Source organism: Kitasatospora cinereorecta (assembly GCF_024172095.1).
Taxonomy (GTDB): domain Bacteria; phylum Actinomycetota; class Actinomycetes; order Streptomycetales; family Streptomycetaceae; genus Kitasatospora; species Kitasatospora cinereorecta.
Window position 1 is genome coordinate 272,586 of the sequence record NZ_JAMZDX010000006.1, and the last position, 20,714, is coordinate 293,299.

20 protein-coding genes are annotated in these 20,714 nt (G+C 72.8%); 6 read left to right on the top strand and 14 right to left on the bottom strand.

Going from position 1 to position 20,714, the window contains the following annotated elements:
- Nucleotides 1-75 precede the first annotated feature (75 nt).
- On the top strand, nt 76-1,272 hold the full coding sequence (locus FHR36_RS30560) for a metallophosphoesterase (protein ID WP_253803210.1): 1,197 nt from the start codon (nt 76-78) through the stop codon (nt 1,270-1,272).
- Nucleotides 1,273-1,290: 18 nt separating this feature from the next.
- Here FHR36_RS30560 and FHR36_RS30565 read toward each other — a convergent pair whose 3' ends face one another.
- A complete protein-coding gene (locus FHR36_RS30565) occupies nt 1,291-1,590 on the bottom strand; it encodes a DUF1905 domain-containing protein (protein ID WP_253802438.1) in 300 nt (99 codons plus the stop codon).
- A gap of 88 nt (nt 1,591-1,678) precedes the next feature.
- A complete protein-coding gene (locus tag FHR36_RS30570) occupies nt 1,679-2,191 on the bottom strand; it encodes a PadR family transcriptional regulator (protein WP_253802440.1) in 513 nt (170 codons plus the stop codon).
- Between the two features lie 93 nt (nt 2,192-2,284).
- Between FHR36_RS30570 and FHR36_RS30575 the strand changes: the two genes are divergently transcribed.
- Together FHR36_RS30575 and FHR36_RS30580 are read left to right on the top strand one after the other, a co-directional pair.
- Nucleotides 2,285-2,839, top strand: a complete 555-nt coding sequence (locus FHR36_RS30575) for a hypothetical protein (protein WP_253802442.1) — start codon at nt 2,285-2,287, stop codon at nt 2,837-2,839.
- Nucleotides 2,836-4,161, top strand: a complete 1,326-nt coding sequence (locus FHR36_RS30580) for a carotenoid oxygenase family protein (RefSeq protein ID WP_253802444.1) — start codon at nt 2,836-2,838, stop codon at nt 4,159-4,161. Before FHR36_RS30575 ends, FHR36_RS30580 begins: the two co-directional genes overlap by 4 nt.
- Before the next feature lie 54 nt (nt 4,162-4,215).
- Here FHR36_RS30580 and FHR36_RS30585 read toward each other — a convergent pair whose 3' ends face one another.
- Nucleotides 4,216-5,751 (bottom strand): MFS transporter, encoded by a 1,536-nt coding sequence (locus FHR36_RS30585; RefSeq protein WP_253802446.1) that lies wholly within the window; start codon nt 5,749-5,751, stop codon nt 4,216-4,218.
- 167 nt (nt 5,752-5,918) lie between these two features.
- Here FHR36_RS30585 and FHR36_RS30590 point away from each other — a divergent pair, with 167 nt between their 5' ends.
- Nucleotides 5,919-6,656, top strand: coding sequence for a TetR/AcrR family transcriptional regulator (locus FHR36_RS30590; RefSeq protein WP_253802448.1), 738 nt, complete (start codon nt 5,919-5,921; stop codon nt 6,654-6,656).
- On the opposite strand, the gene FHR36_RS30595 is transcribed toward FHR36_RS30590, so the two are convergent.
- From FHR36_RS30595 to FHR36_RS30605, 3 genes are all read right to left on the bottom strand, one after another.
- Nucleotides 6,619-8,736: an MMPL family transporter gene (locus FHR36_RS30595; RefSeq protein WP_253802450.1), complete on the bottom strand. Its 2,118-nt coding sequence runs from the start codon at nt 8,734-8,736 to the stop codon at nt 6,619-6,621. The two genes, FHR36_RS30590 and FHR36_RS30595, sit on opposite strands and share 38 nt — an antisense overlap.
- Before the next feature lie 163 nt (nt 8,737-8,899).
- Complete coding sequence (locus tag FHR36_RS30600; protein ID WP_253802451.1) at nt 8,900-9,382, bottom strand: DinB family protein; 483 nt, start codon at nt 9,380-9,382, stop codon at nt 8,900-8,902.
- A gap of 71 nt (nt 9,383-9,453) precedes the next feature.
- Entirely contained in the window at nt 9,454-10,248 is a 795-nt protein-coding gene (locus FHR36_RS30605; protein WP_253802454.1) for a VOC family protein, read from the bottom strand.
- Nucleotides 10,249-10,458: 210 nt separating this feature from the next.
- Between FHR36_RS30605 and FHR36_RS30610 the strand changes: the two genes are divergently transcribed.
- Nucleotides 10,459-11,490, top strand: a complete 1,032-nt coding sequence (locus tag FHR36_RS30610; protein WP_253802456.1) for a TolB family protein — start codon at nt 10,459-10,461, stop codon at nt 11,488-11,490.
- Nucleotides 11,491-11,497: 7 nt separating this feature from the next.
- Here FHR36_RS30610 and FHR36_RS30615 read toward each other — a convergent pair whose 3' ends face one another.
- The 3 genes from FHR36_RS30615 to FHR36_RS30625 are packed head-to-tail and all read right to left on the bottom strand — an operon-like array spanning nt 11,498 to nt 14,374.
- On the bottom strand, nt 11,498-12,082 hold the full coding sequence (locus tag FHR36_RS30615) for a hypothetical protein (RefSeq protein ID WP_253802458.1): 585 nt from the start codon (nt 12,080-12,082) through the stop codon (nt 11,498-11,500).
- Between the two features lie 43 nt (nt 12,083-12,125).
- Complete coding sequence (gene metG / locus FHR36_RS30620) at nt 12,126-13,832, bottom strand: methionine--tRNA ligase (RefSeq protein ID WP_253802460.1); 1,707 nt, start codon at nt 13,830-13,832, stop codon at nt 12,126-12,128.
- 2 nt (nt 13,833-13,834) lie between these two features.
- Entirely contained in the window at nt 13,835-14,374 is a 540-nt protein-coding gene (locus tag FHR36_RS30625) for a SixA phosphatase family protein (RefSeq protein ID WP_253802463.1), read from the bottom strand.
- A 148-nt stretch (nt 14,375-14,522) separates the two neighbouring features.
- Here FHR36_RS30625 and FHR36_RS30630 point away from each other — a divergent pair, with 148 nt between their 5' ends.
- Complete coding sequence (locus FHR36_RS30630; RefSeq protein ID WP_253802464.1) at nt 14,523-15,116, top strand: HhH-GPD-type base excision DNA repair protein; 594 nt, start codon at nt 14,523-14,525, stop codon at nt 15,114-15,116.
- Between the two features lie 5 nt (nt 15,117-15,121).
- On the opposite strand, the gene FHR36_RS30635 is transcribed toward FHR36_RS30630, so the two are convergent.
- From FHR36_RS30635 to FHR36_RS30655, 5 genes are read right to left on the bottom strand one after another with little or no spacing between them, the layout of a single operon-like run.
- Nucleotides 15,122-16,042 carry an LLM class F420-dependent oxidoreductase gene (locus FHR36_RS30635; RefSeq protein ID WP_253803212.1) on the bottom strand — a complete coding sequence of 307 codons (921 nt, stop codon included), beginning with the start codon at nt 16,040-16,042 and terminating at the stop codon, nt 15,122-15,124.
- Nucleotides 16,043-16,092: 50 nt separating this feature from the next.
- On the bottom strand, nt 16,093-16,812 hold the full coding sequence (locus FHR36_RS40105; RefSeq protein WP_308199682.1) for a 4'-phosphopantetheinyl transferase family protein: 720 nt from the start codon (nt 16,810-16,812) through the stop codon (nt 16,093-16,095).
- Nucleotides 16,813-16,854: 42 nt separating this feature from the next.
- Nucleotides 16,855-18,087: an MFS transporter gene (locus tag FHR36_RS30645; protein WP_253802466.1), complete on the bottom strand. Its 1,233-nt coding sequence runs from the start codon at nt 18,085-18,087 to the stop codon at nt 16,855-16,857.
- A complete protein-coding gene (locus tag FHR36_RS30650; protein ID WP_253802468.1) occupies nt 18,084-19,409 on the bottom strand; it encodes an amidohydrolase family protein in 1,326 nt (441 codons plus the stop codon). The genes FHR36_RS30645 and FHR36_RS30650 overlap by 4 nt, the downstream gene beginning before the upstream one ends.
- Nucleotides 19,406-20,662, bottom strand: a complete 1,257-nt coding sequence (locus FHR36_RS30655; RefSeq protein ID WP_253802470.1) for an ATP-grasp domain-containing protein — start codon at nt 20,660-20,662, stop codon at nt 19,406-19,408. Before FHR36_RS30655 ends, FHR36_RS30650 begins: the two co-directional genes overlap by 4 nt.
- Nucleotides 20,663-20,714: the final 52 nt, after the last annotated feature.

The window sequence follows — 20,714 nt, forward strand, 5'->3', positions numbered from 1 at the left end:
GTCGGCAGATCATGAGGGGCGGGCGCCGTGGCAGAGAGCGGATCCATCGGGTCGGAGACCGTCGCGGCCGAGGCCGTGCCGGTGGCGGAGGTCCCGAGTGGGGGTGTGCGGCGGCGGCGGTCCGGGGTGCGGCGGCTGGCGGTGGTGCTGCTGGTCCTGGTGGTGCTGTTCCTGCCGCCGTGGTGGGTGCTGTTCGCGTCCGGCGTGGACTGGCCGCTCCCGGTGTTCCTGGTGGGGACGGTCGGCTTCGCGGCCTGGCTGGTCTCGTTCCCGTTCCTGATGGTCGCGGGTCACGGCCGGCGGCGGGACGACCGGGCGGCCCGCGTCGCGGACACCACCCTCGGCATGGTGTGGGTGCTGTTCACCTGGTCGGTGCCGGGCATCGTCGTCGACCTGGTGCTGGACGGGTTCGACGCCGGTGGCACGGGTCGGGCCAGGATCGTCGCCGCGGCCGTCGCGGCGGTTTCGGCGGGACTGCTCGGCTGGGGGCACTTCGAGGCGATGCGGGTGCCCCGGGTGAAGCGGCTGGACGTCCACCTGCCGCGGCTGGGCGAAGGCCTGGACGGGACCAGGGTCGTGGTGCTGGCCGACACCCACTACGGGCCGATCGACCGGGCGGCCTGGTCCGCCCGCGTCACGGAGGCGGTCAACGCGCTCGACGCGGACGTCGTGGTCCACGCCGGCGACATCGCGGACGGCACCCCCGCCCGGCGCCGGGCGCAGTCGGCGCCGCTCGGCGCGATCCGGGCCCGGCTGGCCAGGGTGTACGTCACGGGCAACCACGAGTACGGCAGCGGGGCGCAGGGCTGGCTGGACCGGATGGCGGAGCTGGGCTGGGAGCCGCTGCACAACCGCCATGTCGTGGTGGAGCGCGGCGGGGACGTCCTCGTGCTCGCCGGCGTGGACGACGTGACCGCCGGGTACTCCGGCCTGGCCGGACACCGCGCGAACCTGGGCGGCGCGCTGGCGGGGGCGGATCCGGAGCTACCGGTGCTGCTCGTCGCGCACCAGCCGAAGTTCGTCCCGCAGGCGGCCGCCGCCGGCATCGACCTCCAGGTCTCCGGGCACACCCACGGCGGCCAGATCTGGCCGTTCAACTTCCTGGTCCGGCTGGACCAGCCGGTGGTGCACGGCCTGAGCCGGCACGGGGAGCGGACCCAGCTCTACACCAGTCGCGGCACCGGCTTCTGGGGTCCGCCGTTCCGGGTCTTCGCACCGAGCGAGATCACGCTGCTCACGCTGCGCACGGGAAGCGCGCGCCCCACCTCGTAGCGCTCGCCGAAGAGGTGGTCAGAGGCCGAGGACCTCGACGGTCACGGTCGCGGTGTCGCCCGCTTCGAGGGATTCCGCCGTGCGGACGGCCCGCTTGATCGGCAGGACGTAGCAGCCGTGGGTGCTGTCCGGGAAGATCGAGGTCCGCCAGGTGGTGGCGCCGACCGTGACCCGGACGCGGACGGACCCGAAGCCTCGGCGCGGGCCGGTCAGGTCACGGATCTCGTCGGAGGCGTCCACGGGCAGGCTGACGAAGGTCCAACTGTCGTCCCGCCGGGCTTCCCAGATCCACAACTCGCCATCGAATTCGAACAGCACGGGCTCAGCATGGCACGGGTCCTCGGCAGCACGGCCGGAAGTCCGAAGGCCGGCAAGTGGCCGGCGAGGCGTGTGCCCGCACGCCGGGTCAGCGGATCTGGGTGGCGGCCCATTCGGCCCATTCGCGGCGCATGGCGTTGAAGCGGAGCCCGTACTCGAGCGCGATCCGGCCGTGGACGGAGAGGTCGTCGTCGCCCCAGTCGACGGAGTCGACGAGGCGGCGGAGGTCGTCGTGGCCCTGCTGGGAGAGGTCGGCGAGGCCGGTGAGGTAGGCGCGGGCCTGGTCGGGGGTGAGGACGCCGAGGAAGAAGACGCGCAGCAGGATGTCGCTGCGGGTGTTGCGCTGGGGCTTGGTCTCGGTGAGCCAGTGGCGCAGTTCGGCGAGGCCCTCGTCGGTGAGGGTGTACTCCTTGCGGCCGCGCGGGCCTTCGGCGGTGACGCTGATCCAGCCGGTGTCGGCGAGGCGGGAGAGCTCGGTGTAGATCTGGCTCTGGGTGGCGGGCCAGACGTTGGCGAGCGAGGTCTCGAAGGTCTTGAGCAGGTCGTACCCGCTGGCGGGGTGTTCGGCGAGGAGTCCGAGGAGGGCGTGTCGAAGGCTCATGCCGCCCATCCTACATTCCAGTCTTGACATGTCGTCAGTGAAGGTTCTACTTTCGACATGTCAGAACAGGAACATCAGCCACGGGGGCCAACGATGTCGTACGTTCGCACCTTCCTCCCCTGGATCGTCTTCGCGGTCCTGCCCTCCGCCCAGTGGCAGTGGGCGGCCCTGGTCGGCCTGCTGGTCGCGGCGGGGGTGACGGTCCAGCAGCGCCGGGCCGGGGCCGGCTTCGACGCGCTGATCATCGAGCTCGGTTCGGCCGCCTTCTTCGCGGTGCTGACGGTGATCGCCTTCGCCGACCCGGGCTCGGCGGTGCACGACTACTCGGCGGCGCTGTCCTCGGCCGTCCTGGCGCTGATCGCGGGGGTCTCGCTGCTGATCGGCAGGCCGTTCACGCTCGGCATCGCCAAGCGCAGCACGCCCCGCGAGGTGTGGGGGCTCAAGCCGTTCGTCCGCACCAACGTGGTCGTCACCGCCGTGTGGACCGCGGCCTTCGCCGCGACCGCCGCCGCGCTGGCCTTCCTCGCCCACGGCGGCGACGCCCATTCGACGGCGGCCACGGTGGTCCAGATCGCCGGCTTCGCCGTGCCGATGGTGTTCACCGTCCGCTATGTCGCCGCCGTGCAGGCCAAGGCCGGTGCCCGATGAGCGCCCCCCGCCACCTCTCGGGCAACTACGCCCCGGTCACCGAGGAGTTGACCTCGTTCGACCTGTCCGTCACCGGCCGGATCCCGGACGAGCTGAGCGGCTGGTACCTGCGCAACGGGCCGAACCCGGCGGACGCCGCCTCCGGCCACTGGTTCTTCGGCTACGGCATGGTGCACGGCGTCCGGCTGGAGGGCGGGCGGGCGGTCTCGTACCGCAACCGCTGGGTCCGCACCCGCAGCCTGACCGAGGGCGCCCGCGCCTTCGACCGGGACGGCCGCCGCGACCTCACCGCCGGCCCGGCCAACACCCACGTCATCCGGCACGCGGGCCGCACCCTGGCCCTGGTCGAGACGGCCCTGCCGTACGAGCTCACCTGCGACCTGGACACGGTCGGCCCGTACGACTTCGACGGCAGGCTGCGGACCGCGATGACCGCGCACACCCGGACCTGCCCGACCACCGGGGAGCTGCACTTCTTCGGCTACGGCATCACCGAGGGCCCGTTCCTCACCTACCACCGGGCCGACGCCTCGGGCGAGTTGGTGATCAGTCGGCCGGTCGAGGTGCCCGGGCCGACGATGATGCACGACTTCGCGCTCACCGCGGAGCACGTGGTGTTCATGGACCTGCCGGTCGTCTTCGACGCCGACCTGGTCGGCGGCACCATGCCGTACCGCTGGGACGACGGCTACGGCGCCCGGCTCGGGGTGCTGCGCCGCGACGACCCGTACGGTCGGGTGCGCTGGTTCCCGATCGACCCCTGCTACGTGTTCCACCAGCTCAACGCGTACGACGCGGCGGACGGCACGATCGTCCTGCACGTCATGCGCTACCCGGAGCTGTGGCGGCGCGGCGCGGACGGCTCGGTCGACCGCAGCCAGGAGGCGACGCTCTGGAAGTGGACGGTCGACCCGGTCCGCGGGACGGTCGCCGAGGAGCAGTGCGACGACCGCCCGGGCGAGTTCCCCCGGGTCGACGACCGGCTGACCGGTCTCCGGGCCGCCTTCGGCCACGCCACCTGCGGCGACGCGCTGGTCCGGTACGACCTGCGCACCGGCGGCTCGACCGCGCACGAGTTCGGGCCGGGCCGCACCCCGGGCGAGGCGGTGTTCGCCCCCGCCCGACCCGCCGGAACGGACGGTGCGGCCGACAGCGACGGGCCGGGCTGGCTGATGACGTACGTCCACGACGCTGCCACCGACCGCAGCGACCTGGTGGTCCTCGACGCGGACGACCTGACCGCTCCCCCGGTGGCCACCGTCCACCTGCCGGCCCGCGTCCCGTACGGCTTCCACGGCAGCTGGCTCCCCGACCTGCCGTAGCGGGAGGAACGCCGAAAGGCCGGCCGCCGAGGAGGCGGCCGGCCTTTCGCGCCGTCAGACGGCGAGCTCGGCGCCGTCCGAGGGGGCTTCGGCGGCCGACGCGGCGGGCTTGGTGTCGCGCATGACCAGGGTGGCGACCACGGCGGCGGCGAGGACGCCGACCGCGCTGATGGTGAAGGTGGTCGACATCGCGGAGGTGAAGGCCTCCCGGGCGGCGTGGACCAGGCCGGTGTCCCCCTGGGCGAGGGCCAGCGCGCCGCCGATGGAGTGCTTGGCGGCCGCGGGGGCGTCGGCGGGCATCCGGTGGGCGAAGCCGCTGGTCAGCAGGGAGCCGAGGATGGCGATGCCGAGCGCGGTGCCGGCCTGCTGGATGGTGTCGTTGAGGGCGGAGCCGACGCCGGCCTGCTCCTGCGGGATGGTGCCCATCAGGGCGCCGACGGCGGCGGGCATGGCCAGTCCGGCGCCGAGGCCGAGCAGGCCGAGGGCGGTGGCCGGGACGGTGAAGCCGCTGTCGGCGGTCACGGTGGTGAGCAGGACGAAGGAGGCGGCCATGACGAGCATGCCGGCCAGGATCAGGTACCGGTTGCCGATCTTCGCGGCGAGCTGGGCGCCGCCGGCGTTGCCGATCAGCGCGGCGACGGCGAGCGGGACGAAGGCGAGGCCGGCCTTGAGGGGCGAGTAGCCGAGGACGAACTGCAGGTACTGGGTGAGGACCAGGAGCAGGCCGCCGTTGCCGATCTGCAGCAGGGTCAGCGAGAGCGAGCCGCCGCTGAAGTTGCGGTTGCGGAACAGGACCAGCGGGACCATCGGCGCGGAGGTGGTGTTCTCCCAGACCACGAAGGCGCCGAGGGCGAGGACGGCGACGGCCAGGGTGAGCGCCGCGTGGCCGCCGAACGCGCCGTGCTGCGGGAGGTCGATGATCCACCAGATCAGCGCGGTCATGCCGGCGGCGGAGAGCACCGCGCCGATCGGGTCGGGCTTCTGCCAGGGGCCCTTGGACTCGGGCATCAGGGTGAGGCCGGCCAGGATCGCCAGGGCGACCACCGGGACGTTGATGAAGAAGATCGAGTGCCAGGAGAAGTGGTCGATCAGCACGCCGCCGAGGACCGGGCTGCCGACCAGGCCGAGCATGGAGACCGATCCCCAGGCGGCCATCGCCTTGGGGCGCTCGTCCTCGTCGAAGACGGTGATGAGGATCGAGAGGGTGGAGGGCATGATCAGCGCGCCGCCGACGCCCATGGCGATCCGGGCGGCGATCACCTCGCCGGGGGTGGCACAGAAGGTGGCGCCGAGCGAGGCGGCCCCGAACAGCAGCAGACCGACGATCATGACCTTGCGCCGGCCGAAGCGGTCGCCCAGGCTGCCCGAGGTGAGCAGCAGGCCGGCGAAGACCAGGACGTAGGAGTCCAGGATCCACTGCAGGTCCTGGGGTCCGGCGCCGATGTCGGCGGCCATCGAGGGCACCGCCACGGTGAGCGCCATGCTGTCGACCACCAGCACCAGGGTGCTGAGGCAGAGCACGATCAGGATCCACCAGCGGCGCGGATTGCGGCTCCGAGTTGCGTGGCTTTCCACTGCGCGGCCTTCCATTGCGAGGTTCCTCCCCGTCCCGCGGGCCGCCGTCCGACCCGCTGCGTACACCGTTCGCTTCGTTGCGAACACTGTACGCACGGCGGAACGGTGTGCGCAACCCCGCTTCCTGTACGCTGATGCGAACGGTGTACGCACCCGCAGGCAACAGCGAGCAGGAGGACGCCATGGCGGCCACGAACCGACCGATCCCGTCCGTGTGGGCGCGGCAGCAGCGCGAGGCCGACCAGCCCGCGCTGAGCCGGGCGGCGATCGTCCGCGAGGCGATCGCGATGCTGGACGCCGACGGCGTCGAGGCGCTCAGCATGCGCAAGCTCGGCGCCCGGCTGAACGCCGGCGCCACCTCGCTCTACCGGCACGTGGCCACCAAGGACGAGCTGATGGAGCTCGCGGTGGACGAGGTCGCGGCCGAGATCCACGTCCCGGCGCCGGGCTCCGGCGACTGGCGGCCCGCCGTCGCCGAGGCGGCGCAGTCCTTCCGGGCGACGGCGCTGCGCCACCCGTGGCTGGCCTCGGTGCTCGGCCAGGCCGGACTGGCCTACCTCGGCCCCAACCTGATGGCCTTCTCCGACCGGCTGGCCGCGCTGTTCACCGCCGTCGGCTTCCCCGAGCCGAGCCTGGCGATCGACACCGTCCTGTCGTACGTGGTGGGCATGAGCACCACCGAGGCGGCCTGGCTGAGCACGGTCGCCCGGTCGGGCGAGACCGAGGCCGGGTTCATCGCGCGGCTGATGCCGGCCGCCCGGCAGGCGGCGGCCGGCCACGAGCACCTGGAGGAGGCGTACGCGGACACCGCCGAAGCGGCGGCCGAGGGGTCGGTCGACCCGGTCGCCATCCGCGACGCCAAGTTCGGCTACGGGCTGGCGGTCATTCTCGACGGTCTGGCGCTGCGGCTTCCGGGCTAGCGGTGCGGGCGTGCGGGATGGGCGCCGACAGGAGGCTCGGCCACCACATGTGGCGGTCCAGGTCGATGGTCAGCGCGGTGACCAGGACCGAGCGGACCACCAGGGTGTCCAGCAGGATGCCGAGCGCCACCGCGAAGCCGATCTCCGCGAAGCCGACCACCGGCAGGGTGCCCAGCACGCCGAAGGTGCTGGCCAGGATCAGTCCGGCAGAGGTGATCACACCGCCGGTGGCGGCCAGGCCGGCCACCGCGCCGGCCCGGGTGCCCAGGTGCCCGGACTCCTCGCGGACCCGGGTCATCAGGAAGATGTTGTAGTCGATGCCCAGCGCCACCAGGAAGACGAACACGAAGAGCGGGAAGGACTGGTCCTGCCCCTCGAAGTGGAAGACGTGGGCGAAGAAGAACGCGCTGATGCCGAGCGCCGCCGTGTACGACAGCACCACGGTGGCGATCAGCACCAGCGGCGCGACCACCGCCCTCAGCAGGGCGGCCAGGATCAGCAGCACCACCACGAGCACCAGCGGGATGATCACCCGGTTGTCGTGCGCGGCGGCCCGGCCGGCGTCCAGCAGGACGGCGGTGCTGCCGCCGACCTTGGCGTCGGCGCCCGGGACGGCGTGGACCGCGTCCCGGACTCGGTCCACGGTGGCCTTGGCCGCATCGCTGTCCGGCGGGTCGGTGAGGGTGGCCTGGAAGAAGGCCTCCCCGGACTGGGTCACCGGCGGGGTGGTGCCGGACACCCCGGCGGTCGCGGCGGTGGCCTGTTGCACCGCGCCGACCTGCGCCGCGTTGCTGATGATCGACAGCGGCGCGCCGGTGCCGCCCGGGAAGTGCTCGGCGAGCACCTGCTGGCCGACCACCGAGTCGGGCGTGCCGGTGAAGGTGCCGGCCGTGCTCAGCCCGCCCGCGTTCAGCGAGATCAGGCCGAGCGAGCAGACCGCCAGCGCCACCCCGGTGGTCGCCCAGACGGTCCGCGGGCGCTGCCCGATCCAGCCGCCGATGTGCGCCCAGCGGCCGGACTTGGTGGGCTCCGGCGTCCCGTAGTCGGGCCGCACCGGCCAGAACACCCAGCGCCCGACGGTCACCAGCAGGGCCGGCAGCAGGGTCAGCATCGCGGGCAGCGCGATCAGCACGCCGATCGCGCAGACCGGGCCGAGTCCGCTGGTGGAGTTCATCTCGGCGATGGTCAGGCAGAGCATCGAGGCGACCACGGTGGCGGAGCTGGCGAAGATCGCCGGCCCGGCCCGGTGCAGGGCGAAGGCCATCGCCTCGTGGCGGTCCTCGTGCCGGCGGAGCTCCTCGCGGTAGCGCGCGGTCAGCAGCAGGGCGTAGTCGGTGCCGGCGCCGAGCACCAGGACGACCAGGATGCCCGCGCTCTGCGCGTTGACGGTCAGTCCGGCGTGCGCGGCGAACAGGTAGATCACCGCCTCGGCGACGATCAGCGCCACGCCCGCCGAGACCAGGGGGAACAGCCACAGCACCGGACTGCGGTAGGTGAGCAGCAGCAGGATCACCACCACCGAGACGGTGGCGAACAGCAGCGTGGAGTCGATGCCGGCGAACGCCTCGGACTCGTCGGCGCCGACGCCGGCCGGCCCGGTGACGTGGGTGGCGAGCCCGGTGTCGCCGCCCGCCGCGGCGGTGGCGCGCAGGCTGTCGACGGCGGGCCGGAGGTTGTTCCAGCCGTTGGTGCCGACCTCGATCGGGACGGAGGTCTGCATCGCCTTGCCGTCCTGCGAGGTGATCGGGCCGACCACCTGACCGGCCACGTGCGGGGCGGAGGCGAAGGTGATCGCGTCCTGCTGGGCCTTGGCCTGGTCCGCTGCCGTGATGCCGCTGTCGCGCTCGTACACCACCACGGCCTGGGCGGTCTCGACCGGCTGGAAGGTCTTCTGCTCCATCAGCACCTGGGTGGACTCCGCGCTGCCGGGCAGCCAGCTGGACGCCTGGTTGTCCTCGGCGCCGGTCAGCTTGCCGGCCAGCGGCCCGGCGGCCAGCACCAGCAGCAGCCAGACCGCGAGCACCACCCACTTGCTACGGCGACCGCAGGGAAGCGTGGCCAGTCTCCTGGACGGACTCATCGGTACGTCCCCTTCGGCACGTGCGTCGGCGAGTCCCGCCCGCCCGGACAACCCCGGGTCCCAATATGGCACCGCCCCCGCGTCCCGGCAGCCGGGCTTCCGCCGCCCGGGGGGCGGTCACCCGGCTGCCCGGACCGCCGGGAGCGGCGGGGGCCGTGGGGGCTCAGCCCATCGTCTTCGCGCCGTCCAGCGACTCCCGGATGATGTCCGCGTGGCCGGCGTGCTGCGAGGTCTCCGCGATGACGTGGAGCAGCACCCGCCGCACCGACCACTTGGCGCCGGGCTCGAACCAGGGCGCCTCCGGCAGGGCGTGCTCCTGGTCCAGGTCCAGGGTGCGGAGCAGTTCGTCGGTGCGCCGGGAGACCTGCTCGTAGCGGTCCAGCAGGACGGCCAGGGTCTCGCCGTCCAGCATCCTGAACTGGTTCTCCCAGTCGATCGGTTCGCTGCGCATCGCGTCGGCGCCGCCGGTCGCGAACCGCATCCACCGTTCCTCGACGCCGGTCACGTGCTTGATCAGCCCGCCGAGGCACAGTTCGCTGGCGGTGGTGCGCCGGGCGGCCTGCTCGTCCGTCAGGTCGCGGACGGTGTAGCGCAGGAAGCCCCGGTGCTTGCCCAGGGTCTCCAGCAGATCGGACTGTTCGCTCATCGCTCTCTCCTCCGTACGACGCGGCCGGCCGCGCCCGTGGGCGCCGCCGGCCGCCGGCTGTCCCGGGCGGGTCAGACGTCCGCCATGCTCGGCATCTCGCCCTCGGTGGTACCCATGTCGATGATCGAGAACGCCGCGCCCTGCGGGTCGACCAGCGAGGCGAACCGGCCGAACGGGCTGCTCATCGGCCCGAAGACCAGCTTCCCGCCCAGCTCGACGGCCTTGGTCACGGCGGCGTCGCAGTCCTCCACGCCGAAGTAGACGCTCATGAAGGAGGGCACCTCGGCCGGCACGTCCGGGGTCATCTCCATCCGGCCCAGCGCCGGCCCGGCGTCCAGGTTGAAGATCTTGTAGTCGACGTGCTCGTCGGCCATCTTCTGGGTTGTGTACGGGAAGACCGCCGGGAAGAAGGCGTCGGACTTGGCCGGTTCGCGGGTGAAGACCTCGGCCCAGGCGTACGAGCCGCTCTCGCCGATCTTCTCGAAGCCCTCGTGGGTGCCGCCCTGCCAGACGCCGAACACCACACCGCCCGGGTCCTGCGCGATCAGCATCGAGCCGAAGTCGCCGACCTGCATCGGATCCATCAGCACCGTGCCGCCAGCCGCGCGGATCTTCTCGGCCGTTCCCGCGGCATCCGGCGAGGCCAGGTACAGGCACCAGGCGGAGTGCCCCTCCTGACCCGGCATCGGCGGCACCACGGCGGCGACCGCCTTGCCGTCCGAGTACGCCTGCGTGTAGTTCCCGTACTCCGACGAGGCCTCGCCGAAGGTCCAGCCCAGCACCCCGCCGTAGAAGGTCTTCGCGCCCTCGACGTCCGAGAACATCGCGTCCGCCCAGCAGGGCGTGCCTTCCGGTTGCACCGCCATTGGTCCTGCTCCCTGTGCAGTGATGGATATGGCCCGGTATGTCACGCTAGCGACTCACCCCCCGGCCTGCCCGGCAGGCCGCGCCGACAGGCTGTTGCCGCGCTGTGACAGCCGGTGCACCGCCCGATGACCGGCGCCGGGCAGGCTTGTTCCATCGCACGGCGTCCGGGGAGAGGACGCCGGCACCGCTCCCCGGGGGGAACCACCGCCATGTCCTCGCGCGCCCGTCTCCGTACCGCCTCCGCCATCGCGCTGACCGTGGCGGTCTCCGCCGGCACCCTGCTGCTGACCGCCTGCGACCCGGCCGACCCGGCCGGCGGCGCGAGCGCCCCGGCCGCCACCGCGTCCGCCGCACCGACCGCCCAGGCCGCGGGCTCGGGCAAGCCGTCGGCCCCTGCCGGGTCGGCGAGCCCGTCCGCCAAGCCCGCCCCCTCGCTCAACAACACCGCCCACAACGGCCTGACCATCAGCAACGGCACCCGCTACGTGCTGATGAACGGCACCCGGGTGGACTTCGGCACCGAGGTGCGCGACCTCGCCTGGTCCCCGGACGGGGGCTCCGCCGCCTTCGTCGACGGCTCCGGCGACCTGGTCGTCGCCAAGCCCGACGGCAGCGGCCGCGCCGTGGTCGCCAAGAACCCCGGCGGCCAGACCTGGTCGCACCCGACCTGGCAGGTCAGCGCCGCCGACGAGTACGGGCCGGCCCGCAGCAACCTCTTCTTCACCGCCGAGGACAAGGGCGTCCTGCGCCTGATGGGCGTGGAGTCCGCCGCGCGCGGCGGCGCCCCGCACGCGCTGTCGCTGGGGCACGAGTCCGGCGACAACGTGGCCGAACTCCCGCAGACCGGGAACCTGTGGCCGAGCGGCGGCGGCGAGCACGGCAGCGCCGTCTACGCCAACCGCACCACCGGGCAGGTCTACATCCGCGACGACTACCTGCGCCAGCAGGGCAACGCGATCGGCCCGGGCTCCGAGCCGGCGCTCTCCCCGCACGGCGACGACGTGGTCTTCGTCCGCTCGGTCAACGGCCACAGCCACATCTTCGAGCTGGGGCTGGACGGCAAGCCCGCCAAGGACCTCACCCCGCAGGCCGCGGCCGACTACACCGAACCGGCGTTCTCCGCCGACGGCCGCACCCTGGCCGTCCGGGCCGCCGACGGTGTCTACACCCTTCCGCTGGACGGCTCCGCCGCCCCCACCAGGGTCTCCGACACCCCCGGGCTGCCCGCCTACCGGCGCTGACCGGCCGCTACCCGGAGCTGCGCGCCAACTCGGCGCGCAGCTCGTCCAGGTGGGCGTCGGAGGTGGCGTGCGGGAGGAACTCGACCAGGTCGACGAAGCGGAACAGCACCCGGTCCGGGGTGATCGCGAACTCGTAGTCGGCGAAGCCCACCACCGCGCCGTGGGCGCCGCGCACCGCGCCGCGCACGACGTGCTCGGTCAGCTCGTCCGGCTGCGCGGCGGACATGCCGCGCCGGGCGTTCGGCCGGGCCAGGTAGGGGCAGACCATCGAGGCGTAGAGCATGCACGCCCGGTGGCCGGGGCCCTCCAGGGTGGCCGCCAGGTTCCGGTACGGCAGGCCGGCCGCCAGCGCCTCGGCGATCGCCTCGGTCTCGGCGCCGCCGACCACCCGCCAGACCGGGCCGGCCGGCATCAGCGTGTTGCAGACCGAGCAGAGCCGGTCCCGGGCGCAGGCTGCGCTGCGCTCGTGGTCGGTGAGCGCGAACTGCGGCTGACCGTCCTGCCACGGGGTGATCGCGGGGACGGGGTAGCCCCGGCCGTCGCGCGGCCTGGCCTCGACCGGGGGCGGTTTGGGAACGCTGTCGAAACGCACCCCCTCACGGTAGTCGCCGCGTCAATCCGCGTCGCGGGTCGGGTCATCGGCCGCCGAACCGGGCCGTCCACTCCTCGGTCTGCTCGTCGGTGACCTTGGCGAACAGCACCGGCGGCACCCGGAACGGGGTGCCCGCGGGCACGGTGTCGAGCGCGGCGGCCCGCTCGGCGTCCACCCAGCGGACCGGGTCGGCCGGGAGGTCGAAGGCGCCGCGCATCGCCCGTGCGGCGGCCGGGACGAACGGCTCGGAGACCACCGCGTACAGATGGATCAGGTTCATCGCGGTCCGCAGGGTGAGTTCGGCGGCGGCCGGGTCGGCCTTCACCTGCTGCCAGGGGGCCCGCTCGTCCAGGTAGGCGTTGCCTGCGCTCCACAGGGCGCGCAGGGCGCGGGCCGCCTTGCGGAAGTCCAGGGCGTCCAGGGCGGACTCGTACCCGGCCAGCAGGGCGGCGGCCTCCCGGCCGAGCCGCTGCTCGGCCTCGCCCGCCGTCTGTCCGGCCGGCACCCGGTCGCCGAAGCGCCGGTGGCCGAAGGAGAGCACCCGGTTGACGAAGTTGCCGAGGGTGTCGGCCAAGTCCTTGTTGACCACCGTGGCGAACAGCTCCCAGCCGAAGCTGGCGTCGTCCGACTCGGGGGCGTTGGCCATCAGGAACCAGCGCCAGTAGTCGGCCGGCAGCAGCTCCAGCGCGTCGTCGGTGAACACCCCGCGGCGCAGGCTGGTGGAGAACTTGCCGCCGTAGTACGTCAGCCAGTTGAACGCCTTGACGTGGTCGACCTTCTTCCACGGACGGCGCGAGCCGAGCAGGGTGGCCGGGAACATCACGGTGTGGAAGGGGACGTTGTCCTTGGCCATGAACTGGGTGTAGCGGACGGTCTCGTCGGCCTCGTACCACCAGGACCGCCAGTCGCGGCCCTCGGCGGCGTCGGCCCACTCCCTGGTGGCGCCGATGTACTCGATCGGGGCGTCGAACCAGACGTAGAACACCTTTCCGGCGGCGGCCAGTTCGGGCCAGGTGTCGGCCGGGACGGGCACGCCCCAGGTCAGGTCGCGGGTGATCGAGCGGTCCTGCAGCCCCTCCGCCAGCCACTTGCGGGCGATCGAGGACGCCAGCACCGGCCAGCGGTCGGCCCGGTCGGCGAGCCAGGCCTCCACCTCCCCGGTCAGCCGGGACTGCAGCAGGAACAGGTGCTCGGTGTCGCGGACTTCGAGATCGGCGCTGCCGCTGATCGCCGACCGGGCGTCCAGCAGGTCGGTCGGGTCGAGCACCCGGGTGCAGTTCTCGCACTGGTCGCCGCGGGCCCGGTCGTAGCCGCAGTACGGGCAGGTGCCGACGATGTAGCGGTCCGGCAGGAAGCGGCGGTCGGCGGTCGAGTACACCTGGCGCACCGAGCGCTGCTCGACGAAGCCGTTGCGGTGCAGCTCGCGGGCGATCTCCTGGGTGGTCTCCCGGTTCTGCGGCGAGGAGCTGCGGCCGAAGTGGTCGAAGGAGAGCTCGTACCCGCGGTAGATCCCGCGCTGCCGCTCGTGCGCCCGGGCGCAGAACTCGGCGACCGGCAACCCGGCCTCCTGAGCGGCCAGTTCGGCCGGGGTGCCGTGCTCGTCGGTGGCGCAGATGAACAGCACCTCGTGCCCGCGCTGCCGCAGGTAGCGGGCGTACACGTCGGCCGGCAGCATCGAGCCGACCAGGTTGCCCAGGTGCTTGATCCCGTTGATGTACGGCAGGGCGCTGGTGACCAGGTGCCGGGCCATGGCTAGTGGTCCAGCCCGGTTCCGGGCGTGCCGCGGGGGACCGCGAATTCGGTCAACTCGGCAGTTCCGGCAGCGAGTCGGCTCCAGCCGCCGGGGACTTGGAGGACCGCGATGCCGACCGTCGGGTACTTCTCGCGGACCCGGGCCAGCGGCTCGCTCTCCCGCTCGCCGGCCAGCATCAGCACCAGGTCCTGCACCTCCGGGCGGTGGCCGACCAGCAGGGCGGTGCCGGTGCCGGCGGGCAACGCGCTCAGCAGCTCGACCAGTTCCTCCGCCTCGGCGCGGTAGGCGCGCGGTTCGAACACCACCTCGGGGTCGGCGCCGAGCTCGGTCAGGGCCAGCTCCCAGGTCTGCCGGGTGCGGACCGCGGTCGAGCAGACCACCAGGTCGGGCACCACGCCGTGCTCGCGGAGCCACCGCCCGGCGGCCGGGGCGTCCGCCCGGCCGCGCTCGGCCAGCGGGCGGTCCGCGTCGGGCACGTCCGGCCAGGCGGACTTGGCGTGTCGGAGCACCACGAGCCGTACGGGAGCGGGAGCCGTCATGGCCCCAGTGTGCGCCCTCGGGCGGGCTGAGGCAGGGCATCCACGCCCGGCGGGACGGGGGATTTCGGGTGGGTCCGCGGGCCGGCCGCCCCGCGGACCCACCGTGTCGCACCCCGGCGGCACCGGGCCGAGCTGCGAGCATGGCCCCATGTCCGTCACCGTGCACCTCGCCCAGCAGCCCGAGGCCGACGAGCTGCTCTCCCGCAGCCCGCTCGCCGCACTGGTCGGGATGCTGCTGGACCAGCAGGTCCCGATGGAGTGGGCCTTCACCGGCCCGTACACCATCAGCCGGCGGCTCGACGCCGACGACCTGGACGCCCACCGGATCGCCGCCGCCGAGCCGGAGGCGTTCGCCGCGATGCTCTCCGAGAAGCCGGCCGTGCACCGCTACCCCGGGTCGATGGCCAAGCGGATCCAGCAGCTCTGCCAGTACCTGGTGGAGCACTACGACGGCGACGCCGAGGCGGTGTGGCGGGACGCCGCCGACGGCAGGGAGCTGCTGGCCCGGCTGACCGACCTGCCCGGCTTCGGCAAGCAGAAGTCGCAGATCTTCCTCGCCCTGCTCGGCAAGCAGTTCGGCGTCCGCCCGACCGGCTGGCGCGAGGCCGCCGGCCCGTACGGCGAGGAGGGCTGCTTCCGCTCGGTCGCCGACATCACCGGCCCGGAGTCGCTCGCCCAGGTCCGCGCCTACAAGCAGGAGGCCAAGCGCGCCGCCAAGGAGGCCAAGGCCGCCAAGGACTAGACCCGTCAGAGCTGGCGGGCCACCTCGGTTGCGATCAGCTCCAGGTGGTCGAGGTCGTGCAGGTCGAGGATCTGCAGGTAGATCCGGCTGCTGCCGGCCTCGCGGTAGCGGGCGATCTTCTCGACCACCTCGGCGGGGCTGCCCGCCAGGCCGTTGGTCCTCAGCTCGTCGACCTCCCGGCCGATCGCCGCGGCCCGGCGGGCCACCTCGGCGTCGTCGCGGCCGACACAGGTGACCAGCGCGTTGGAGTACACCAGGTCGTCGCCGGGGCGGCCGATCTCCTCGGCGGCGGCGCGGACCCGGTCGATCTGCTCGCGGGTGCGCTCGACGGACTGGAACGGCAGGTTGAACTCGGCGGCGTAGCGGGCGGCGAGCGCCGGGGTGCGCTGGGGGCCCATACCGCCGACGATCACCGGCAGCTTGTCCTGGACGGGCTTGGGCAGCGCCGGGGAGTCCTTCAGCCGGTAGTGCTCGCCCTCGAAGTCGAAGGTCTCGCCGACCTTGGTCTCCCACAGTCCGGTGACGACGGCCAGCTGCTCCTCCAGCCGGTCGATCCGCCGGGGCGGGAAGGGGATGCCGTACGCGGTGTGCTCCTCCTCGAACCAGCCTGCGCCGAGGCCGAGTTCGATCCGGCCGCCGCTCATGGCGTCGACCTGGGCGACCTGGATGGCCAGCACGCCGGGCAGTCGGAAGGTGCCGGCGGTCATCAGGGTGCCCAGCCGGATCCGCTCGGTCTCGCGGGCCAGGCCCGCCAGGGTGATCCAGGCGTCGGTGGGGCCGGGGAGGCCGTCGCCGTCGCCCATCCTCAGGTAGTGGTCGGAGCGGAAGAAGCCGTCGTAGCCGAGCTGTTCGGCGGTGCGGGCGACGCGCAGGAGGGTGTCGTAGGAGGCGCCCTGCTGGGGCTCGGTGAAGATGCGGAGGTCCATGGTTTCCATCATCCGACAGACAGTCACTTTTCTGGGATGGTCGGGGGTGCTCAGGCGGCAGTGAATCGGCGGACCGGTCCGGTGCAGTCCGCGGGCCGGGCCAGGGCGGCCCGGCGGGTGCCGGCGGACAGCGGCAGGTCCTGGACGGTCCAGGCGGAGCGGGGCTCTGCCTGGACCGGGCGGACGGTGACGGTGCCGGGGTGTGCCGGGTCGACCACCAGGCGGTGCCGGGCGGTGGCCCGGGGCAGGCCGACGGCCTTCATCAGCGCCTCCTTGCGGGTCCAGGCCCGGGCGAACGCCTCGCCCCGCTCGGCCTCGGGCAACCGCTCGACCTGGCGCCGCTCCTCGGGGGCGAGGCAGCGTCCGAGGAGGGCGGCGAGGTCGGTCGTCCGGAGCGGTTCCAGGTCGACGCCGACCGGGTCGCCCACCGCCAGGGCGAGCAGCCAGTGCCGTCCGGCCCGGGTGAGGCCGATGAACACCGGGGCGCCGCCGTCGGTGCCCACCCGGGTCGGCTGCCGGACGCCCGGGGTGTCCGGCCGTTCGATCCGCAGCGCGGCCGGGTCCTGGTCCAGGTAACCGCCGACGATCCGGCGAGCGTGGGCCCAGGCGGCAGCGAAGCCGCACCGGTCGGCCGCCAGCGAGAGCCGAGCGCAGTGGCGCCGTTCCTCGGCGGAGAGCAGGGCCAGGTCCCGGTCCGGGTCGCCGCCGTGCCCGTGGCCGTGCCACACGTGGGCTTCCCCGCGCGGCGGGAGGGAGGGGGTGCGGGTCACGGCGTCCGCCCTTCTGAGGTGAGGAGGCCCTGCGGCGGGGGTTCAGGCGGCCTGGGCGGCGGCCGGCTCGCGGGCCGGCTCGACCGGTGCGGGCTCGGCGGTCCGGCGGGCGCCGGCCAGGCTGAACAGGGCGCAGCCGATCGCGATCACGGCGACGACGTACCAGTTCAGGCCGGGGAGGCCGGTGGTGCGGGCCAGGTCGTAGAGGGCGCCGGCGGCGAGGGTGCCGACCATGTTCCCGAAGCTGCGGAAGAAGTGCATCGAGCCCATCGCCCGGGAGAGGTTCTCGCGCGGCATCTGCTTGGCCACCCACAGGTCGAAGGACGGGGTGAACAGGATGTCGCCGAAGACCACCACGAAGCAGCCGAGGATCACCCAGACCGCGCTGCGGCCGGCGCCGAAGAGCAGGTAGGCGGCGGTCATCGCGGCGAAGCCGACCGCCATCACCTGGCCGGGCTGCAGGTGCCGGTTGAGCAGCCGCAGCACCGGGAACTGCAGGACCAGCAGGGTGATGCCGGTGATCCAGAACGGCATCGAGATCGGCAGGCCCTTGACGTACTCCTGCATGTGCAGCGGGATGCCGACCAGGAAGCTGATGGACAGCAGCCAGAACACGCTGGACAGGACGAAGTACCGTCCGCCGCCGCCGAGTCGGATGCCCTTCAGCACGGCGAGGCTGAACAGCGGGGCCTTCGCGGCCGGGGCCCCGGCGGTGTCGGCCGGAGCGGTGTCGGCCGGGATGACGAAGACGGCGGCCAGGCAGTACACCGCGAACAGCGCGAACACGGTGCTGAACAGCACGGCCATGCTGAGGTGGACGAAAAGGCCGCCGATCAGGGCGCCGCCGATGGCGCCGAGCTGGCAGGCCATCTGGAAGGAGGAGAACGCCTTGGGGCGGTCCGCCTCGGGGAAGGTGGAGAGGATGTTCTTCAGGCCGGGGAAGGACATGCCCGAGCCGAAGCCGACGAAGAAGGCCAGCACGCTGTACGCGGCCACCCCGTGCACGAAGCCCATGCCCCAGAGCGCGAGGGCCTCCACGGCGACACCGGCGATGATCCCGCCGCGGACGCCGATCCGCTGCGAGAGTCCCTCGTAGCTGAAGGTCGAGGTCAGTCGGCCGACGTAGGTCAGGAACATCACGAAGCCGGCCCAGAAGCCGCTGTAGGCGACGCCCAGGTTGGAGACCAGGAGCGGGAAGTAGACGTAGTTGCCGATGTGCGCCAGCGCGATGCCGACGTTGATCCCCCAGAGGGTGCGCCGCAGTTGGGTGGTCACAGGACGACCTTTCCTTCCGATGCCGATTCCCGGATGGTGCGGATCTCGCGGGCGATCGCCGTGCGGTCGATCGCGACTCCGTGGACGACGGTGGTGTCCGGCAGGGTGGAGAGCGGGCTGCCGGTGCCCGCGGTGAACAGGTTGTACGTGGCGGGGGCGCCGATGCTCAGCGGGTGCGTCACCGAGTCCTGGCCCGCCAGCTCGCGGAAGAACCGCAGGTTGTCGACGGTCGCGGCGTGCCGCAGGCCGTCCCGCAGCTCCGGGTCGTCGGCCTCGTCGCCGGCCAGCAGGTCCAGCTCGCCGAGCAGGCTGTAGCCGTGGAAGGCGCCGGTGTTGCCGCAGTCGGTGCCGACCAGCAGCCGGCCGCGGCGCAGGGCGGCGAGGTTGTTGAGGCGCATCGCGTGCAGGGCGGCGGTGCGGGTGTCCTGGCACTTGTACTGGATGCCGTACGGCTCCTCGACGCCGGCGACGAAGTCGAGGTTGGCCGGGTCCTGGGTGTCGAGGAAGCCGGGGCGGCCGTACTCGGCCCGGAACTCCTCGCGCTCCATGACCATCGGGCGCAGGCCGCTCAGGGTGGAGACGAAGCGGGCGCCGTCCAGCTGCTGCCAGTCCTCGTCGGTGAGTTCGAAGTCGCGGACCGGGTGGGCGAAGAGGCGGAAGCCGATCCGGTACGCCTCCAGCACCTCCTCGCGGGTGTTGCAGTCGAGGACGGCCGGGACGCCCTGCTCCCGGGTGACCTGCTCGGTGTGCTCCAGGACCTTCGGGGAGAGCCGGGAGAACCGGGCGGCCATCTCCGGCTGCTCGGTGCCGTCGGTGAACATCACCTTGAGGAAGGTGCCACCGCGCCGCCGGTTGGCGTGCAGCACGTCGGCGAGGTCCTCCTCCATGCCGAGCTGGAAGACCGGCGAGGGGAACTCCACGCCGTGGCCGGTGAGGCCCATGGCGTCCCGGGTGGCGGTGGCGGCGTAGCCGCAGTGCACCAACTCGGGGTAGGGGACGGCGGATTCGGCCTGCCCGGCCTCCCACCGGGACTTCAGCAGCGGGTAGCCGAACAGGTCGGCGACGTGGGTGACGCCGTGGTACAGGTACGACAGGGCGCTGATCCGCGGGTCGTCCAGCGAGTCGTCGAAGTTGGCCGGCAGGGCGAGGTGGGCGTGTGCCTCGACGTAGCCGGGCCACAGCTCGACCGCCTCGCCGCTCGCGCCGGTCCGCTCGCCGACCGGCTCGATCCGGGTGAACACGCCGTCCTCGACGTCCACGTCGTAGAGCAGCCCGGGGTCGAGGGCGGGGATCGCCACCCGCCGCAGCTCGTGGGTGGTCATCGGGCCACCTTGACCGCGACCTCGACACCGATGTGGTCCAGGGCGGCCTCGGCGCGGCCGTGGGCCTCGTCGCGGTCGGCGCCGGTGAAGACCACGTGGCCGAGCCAGTCGAAGTTGCTCCGCGACAGCTTGGAGACCGGGCGGCCGGGCTCGCGGTAGCCGAGCGCGTCGTGGTAGCCGGGCAGTTCCTTGAGCGCGGTGAAGTCGATCGCCTTCAGCTCGCCCTCGACCGGGGAGCCGAACCAGCGGCCGGTGGCGATGACCTCGCCGGGGAAGGGCAGTTCGGGGGTCTCGCCGAGGGCGAGGCGGATCACCTCGAGGTACGGGTCGACGCCGCCGGAGATCTTCATCAGGGCGGGGACGATGCCGCCGACCAGGCGCCCGTTGACCTCGCAGAGCACCGGGCCGTCCGCGGTCAGGAAGTACTCGGTGTGGATGAAGCCGAAGTCGATGCCGAGGCCGGCCGACACCTTCTCGTTCATCGCGAACAGCTCGGCCTCCAGCGAGTGGCCGCGGAAGTAGGTGGCACCCATCTCGATGAAGTACGGGAAGCCGCTCAGCGTGCGGTCGGTGATGCCGAGGTTGACCAGCGTGCCGTCGGCGAGCACCACGGACTCGACCGAGACCAGCTCGCCGGTGACGAACTCCTCGACCAGCAGGTCCGGGATGCGGGTGACGCCGCGGCCGTAGTCGGCGACCTTCGCCAGGTCGGCGAGGTAGGCCTGGAGCTCGTCCTCGTTGGTCAGGTGCAGCACGTGCAGGCTGGCGGTGCCGTCGGAGGGCTTCACCACGCAGGGGAAGCCGACCTCGCGGATGGCCGCCTCGATCTGCGCCGGGTCCTCGACGTGGGCGAAGCGCGGCTGGCGCACGCCCGGGGTGTCGCGCAGGGCGAGCCGGGTGCGGTGCTTGTGGCGGGCGTTGAGCGCGCCCTCGACACTGAGGCCGGGCAGGCCGAGCGCGCGGGCCACCGAGGCCGCGTGCACGGTGTGGTACTCGCTGTAGGTGGTGACGCCGTGCACCTCGTTGGCGGCGTGGACCTCCTTGACCAGCTGCACCAGGGCGTCGATCGAGAAGGCCTGCTCGCTCTTGATGACGTGGCAGTTCGGGTGTGCGTAGGCGTCCTTGGCCAGCGGCGAGGCGTTCAGGTAGAAGTCGGGGTCGGCGCTGATCAGGGTGACCCGGTGGCCGAGCTCCAGCGCGTTGGCGATGCCGGCGATGCCGTTCGGGTTGCACTCCACCATGACGATGTGCATGGGATGTCCTTTCGCGGTCCCACCGAACGTGCTTGGCCGGTGGCGGGGTTGG

Bases quoted from the DNA above. Each gene is read 5' to 3' on its own strand.
- metG (WP_253802460.1), bottom strand. From the start codon at position 13,832: ATGGCCCGGCACCTGGTCACCAGCGCCCTGCCGTACATCAACGGGATC.
- FHR36_RS30575 (WP_253802442.1), top strand. From the start codon at position 2,285: ATGTCGTACGTTCGCACCTTCCTCCCCTGGATCGTCTTCGCGGTCCTG.
- FHR36_RS30585 (WP_253802446.1), bottom strand. From the start codon at position 5,751: ATGGAAGGCCGCGCAGTGGAAAGCCACGCAACTCGGAGCCGCAATCCG.
- FHR36_RS30655 (WP_253802470.1), bottom strand. From the start codon at position 20,662: ATGCACATCGTCATGGTGGAGTGCAACCCGAACGGCATCGCCGGCATC.
- FHR36_RS30580 (WP_253802444.1), top strand. From the start codon at position 2,836: ATGAGCGCCCCCCGCCACCTCTCGGGCAACTACGCCCCGGTCACCGAG.
- FHR36_RS30635 (WP_253803212.1), bottom strand. From the start codon at position 16,042: ATGGACCTCCGCATCTTCACCGAGCCCCAGCAGGGCGCCTCCTACGAC.
- FHR36_RS30605 (WP_253802454.1), bottom strand. From the start codon at position 10,248: ATGGCGGTGCAACCGGAAGGCACGCCCTGCTGGGCGGACGCGATGTTC.
- FHR36_RS30600 (WP_253802451.1), bottom strand. From the start codon at position 9,382: ATGAGCGAACAGTCCGATCTGCTGGAGACCCTGGGCAAGCACCGGGGC.
- FHR36_RS30570 (WP_253802440.1), bottom strand. From the start codon at position 2,191: ATGAGCCTTCGACACGCCCTCCTCGGACTCCTCGCCGAACACCCCGCC.
- FHR36_RS30595 (WP_253802450.1), bottom strand. From the start codon at position 8,736: ATGAGTCCGTCCAGGAGACTGGCCACGCTTCCCTGCGGTCGCCGTAGC.
- FHR36_RS30625 (WP_253802463.1), bottom strand. From the start codon at position 14,374: ATGACGGCTCCCGCTCCCGTACGGCTCGTGGTGCTCCGACACGCCAAG.
- FHR36_RS30630 (WP_253802464.1), top strand. From the start codon at position 14,523: ATGTCCGTCACCGTGCACCTCGCCCAGCAGCCCGAGGCCGACGAGCTG.
- FHR36_RS30650 (WP_253802468.1), bottom strand. From the start codon at position 19,409: ATGACCACCCACGAGCTGCGGCGGGTGGCGATCCCCGCCCTCGACCCC.
- FHR36_RS30590 (WP_253802448.1), top strand. From the start codon at position 5,919: ATGGCGGCCACGAACCGACCGATCCCGTCCGTGTGGGCGCGGCAGCAG.
- FHR36_RS30610 (WP_253802456.1), top strand. From the start codon at position 10,459: ATGTCCTCGCGCGCCCGTCTCCGTACCGCCTCCGCCATCGCGCTGACC.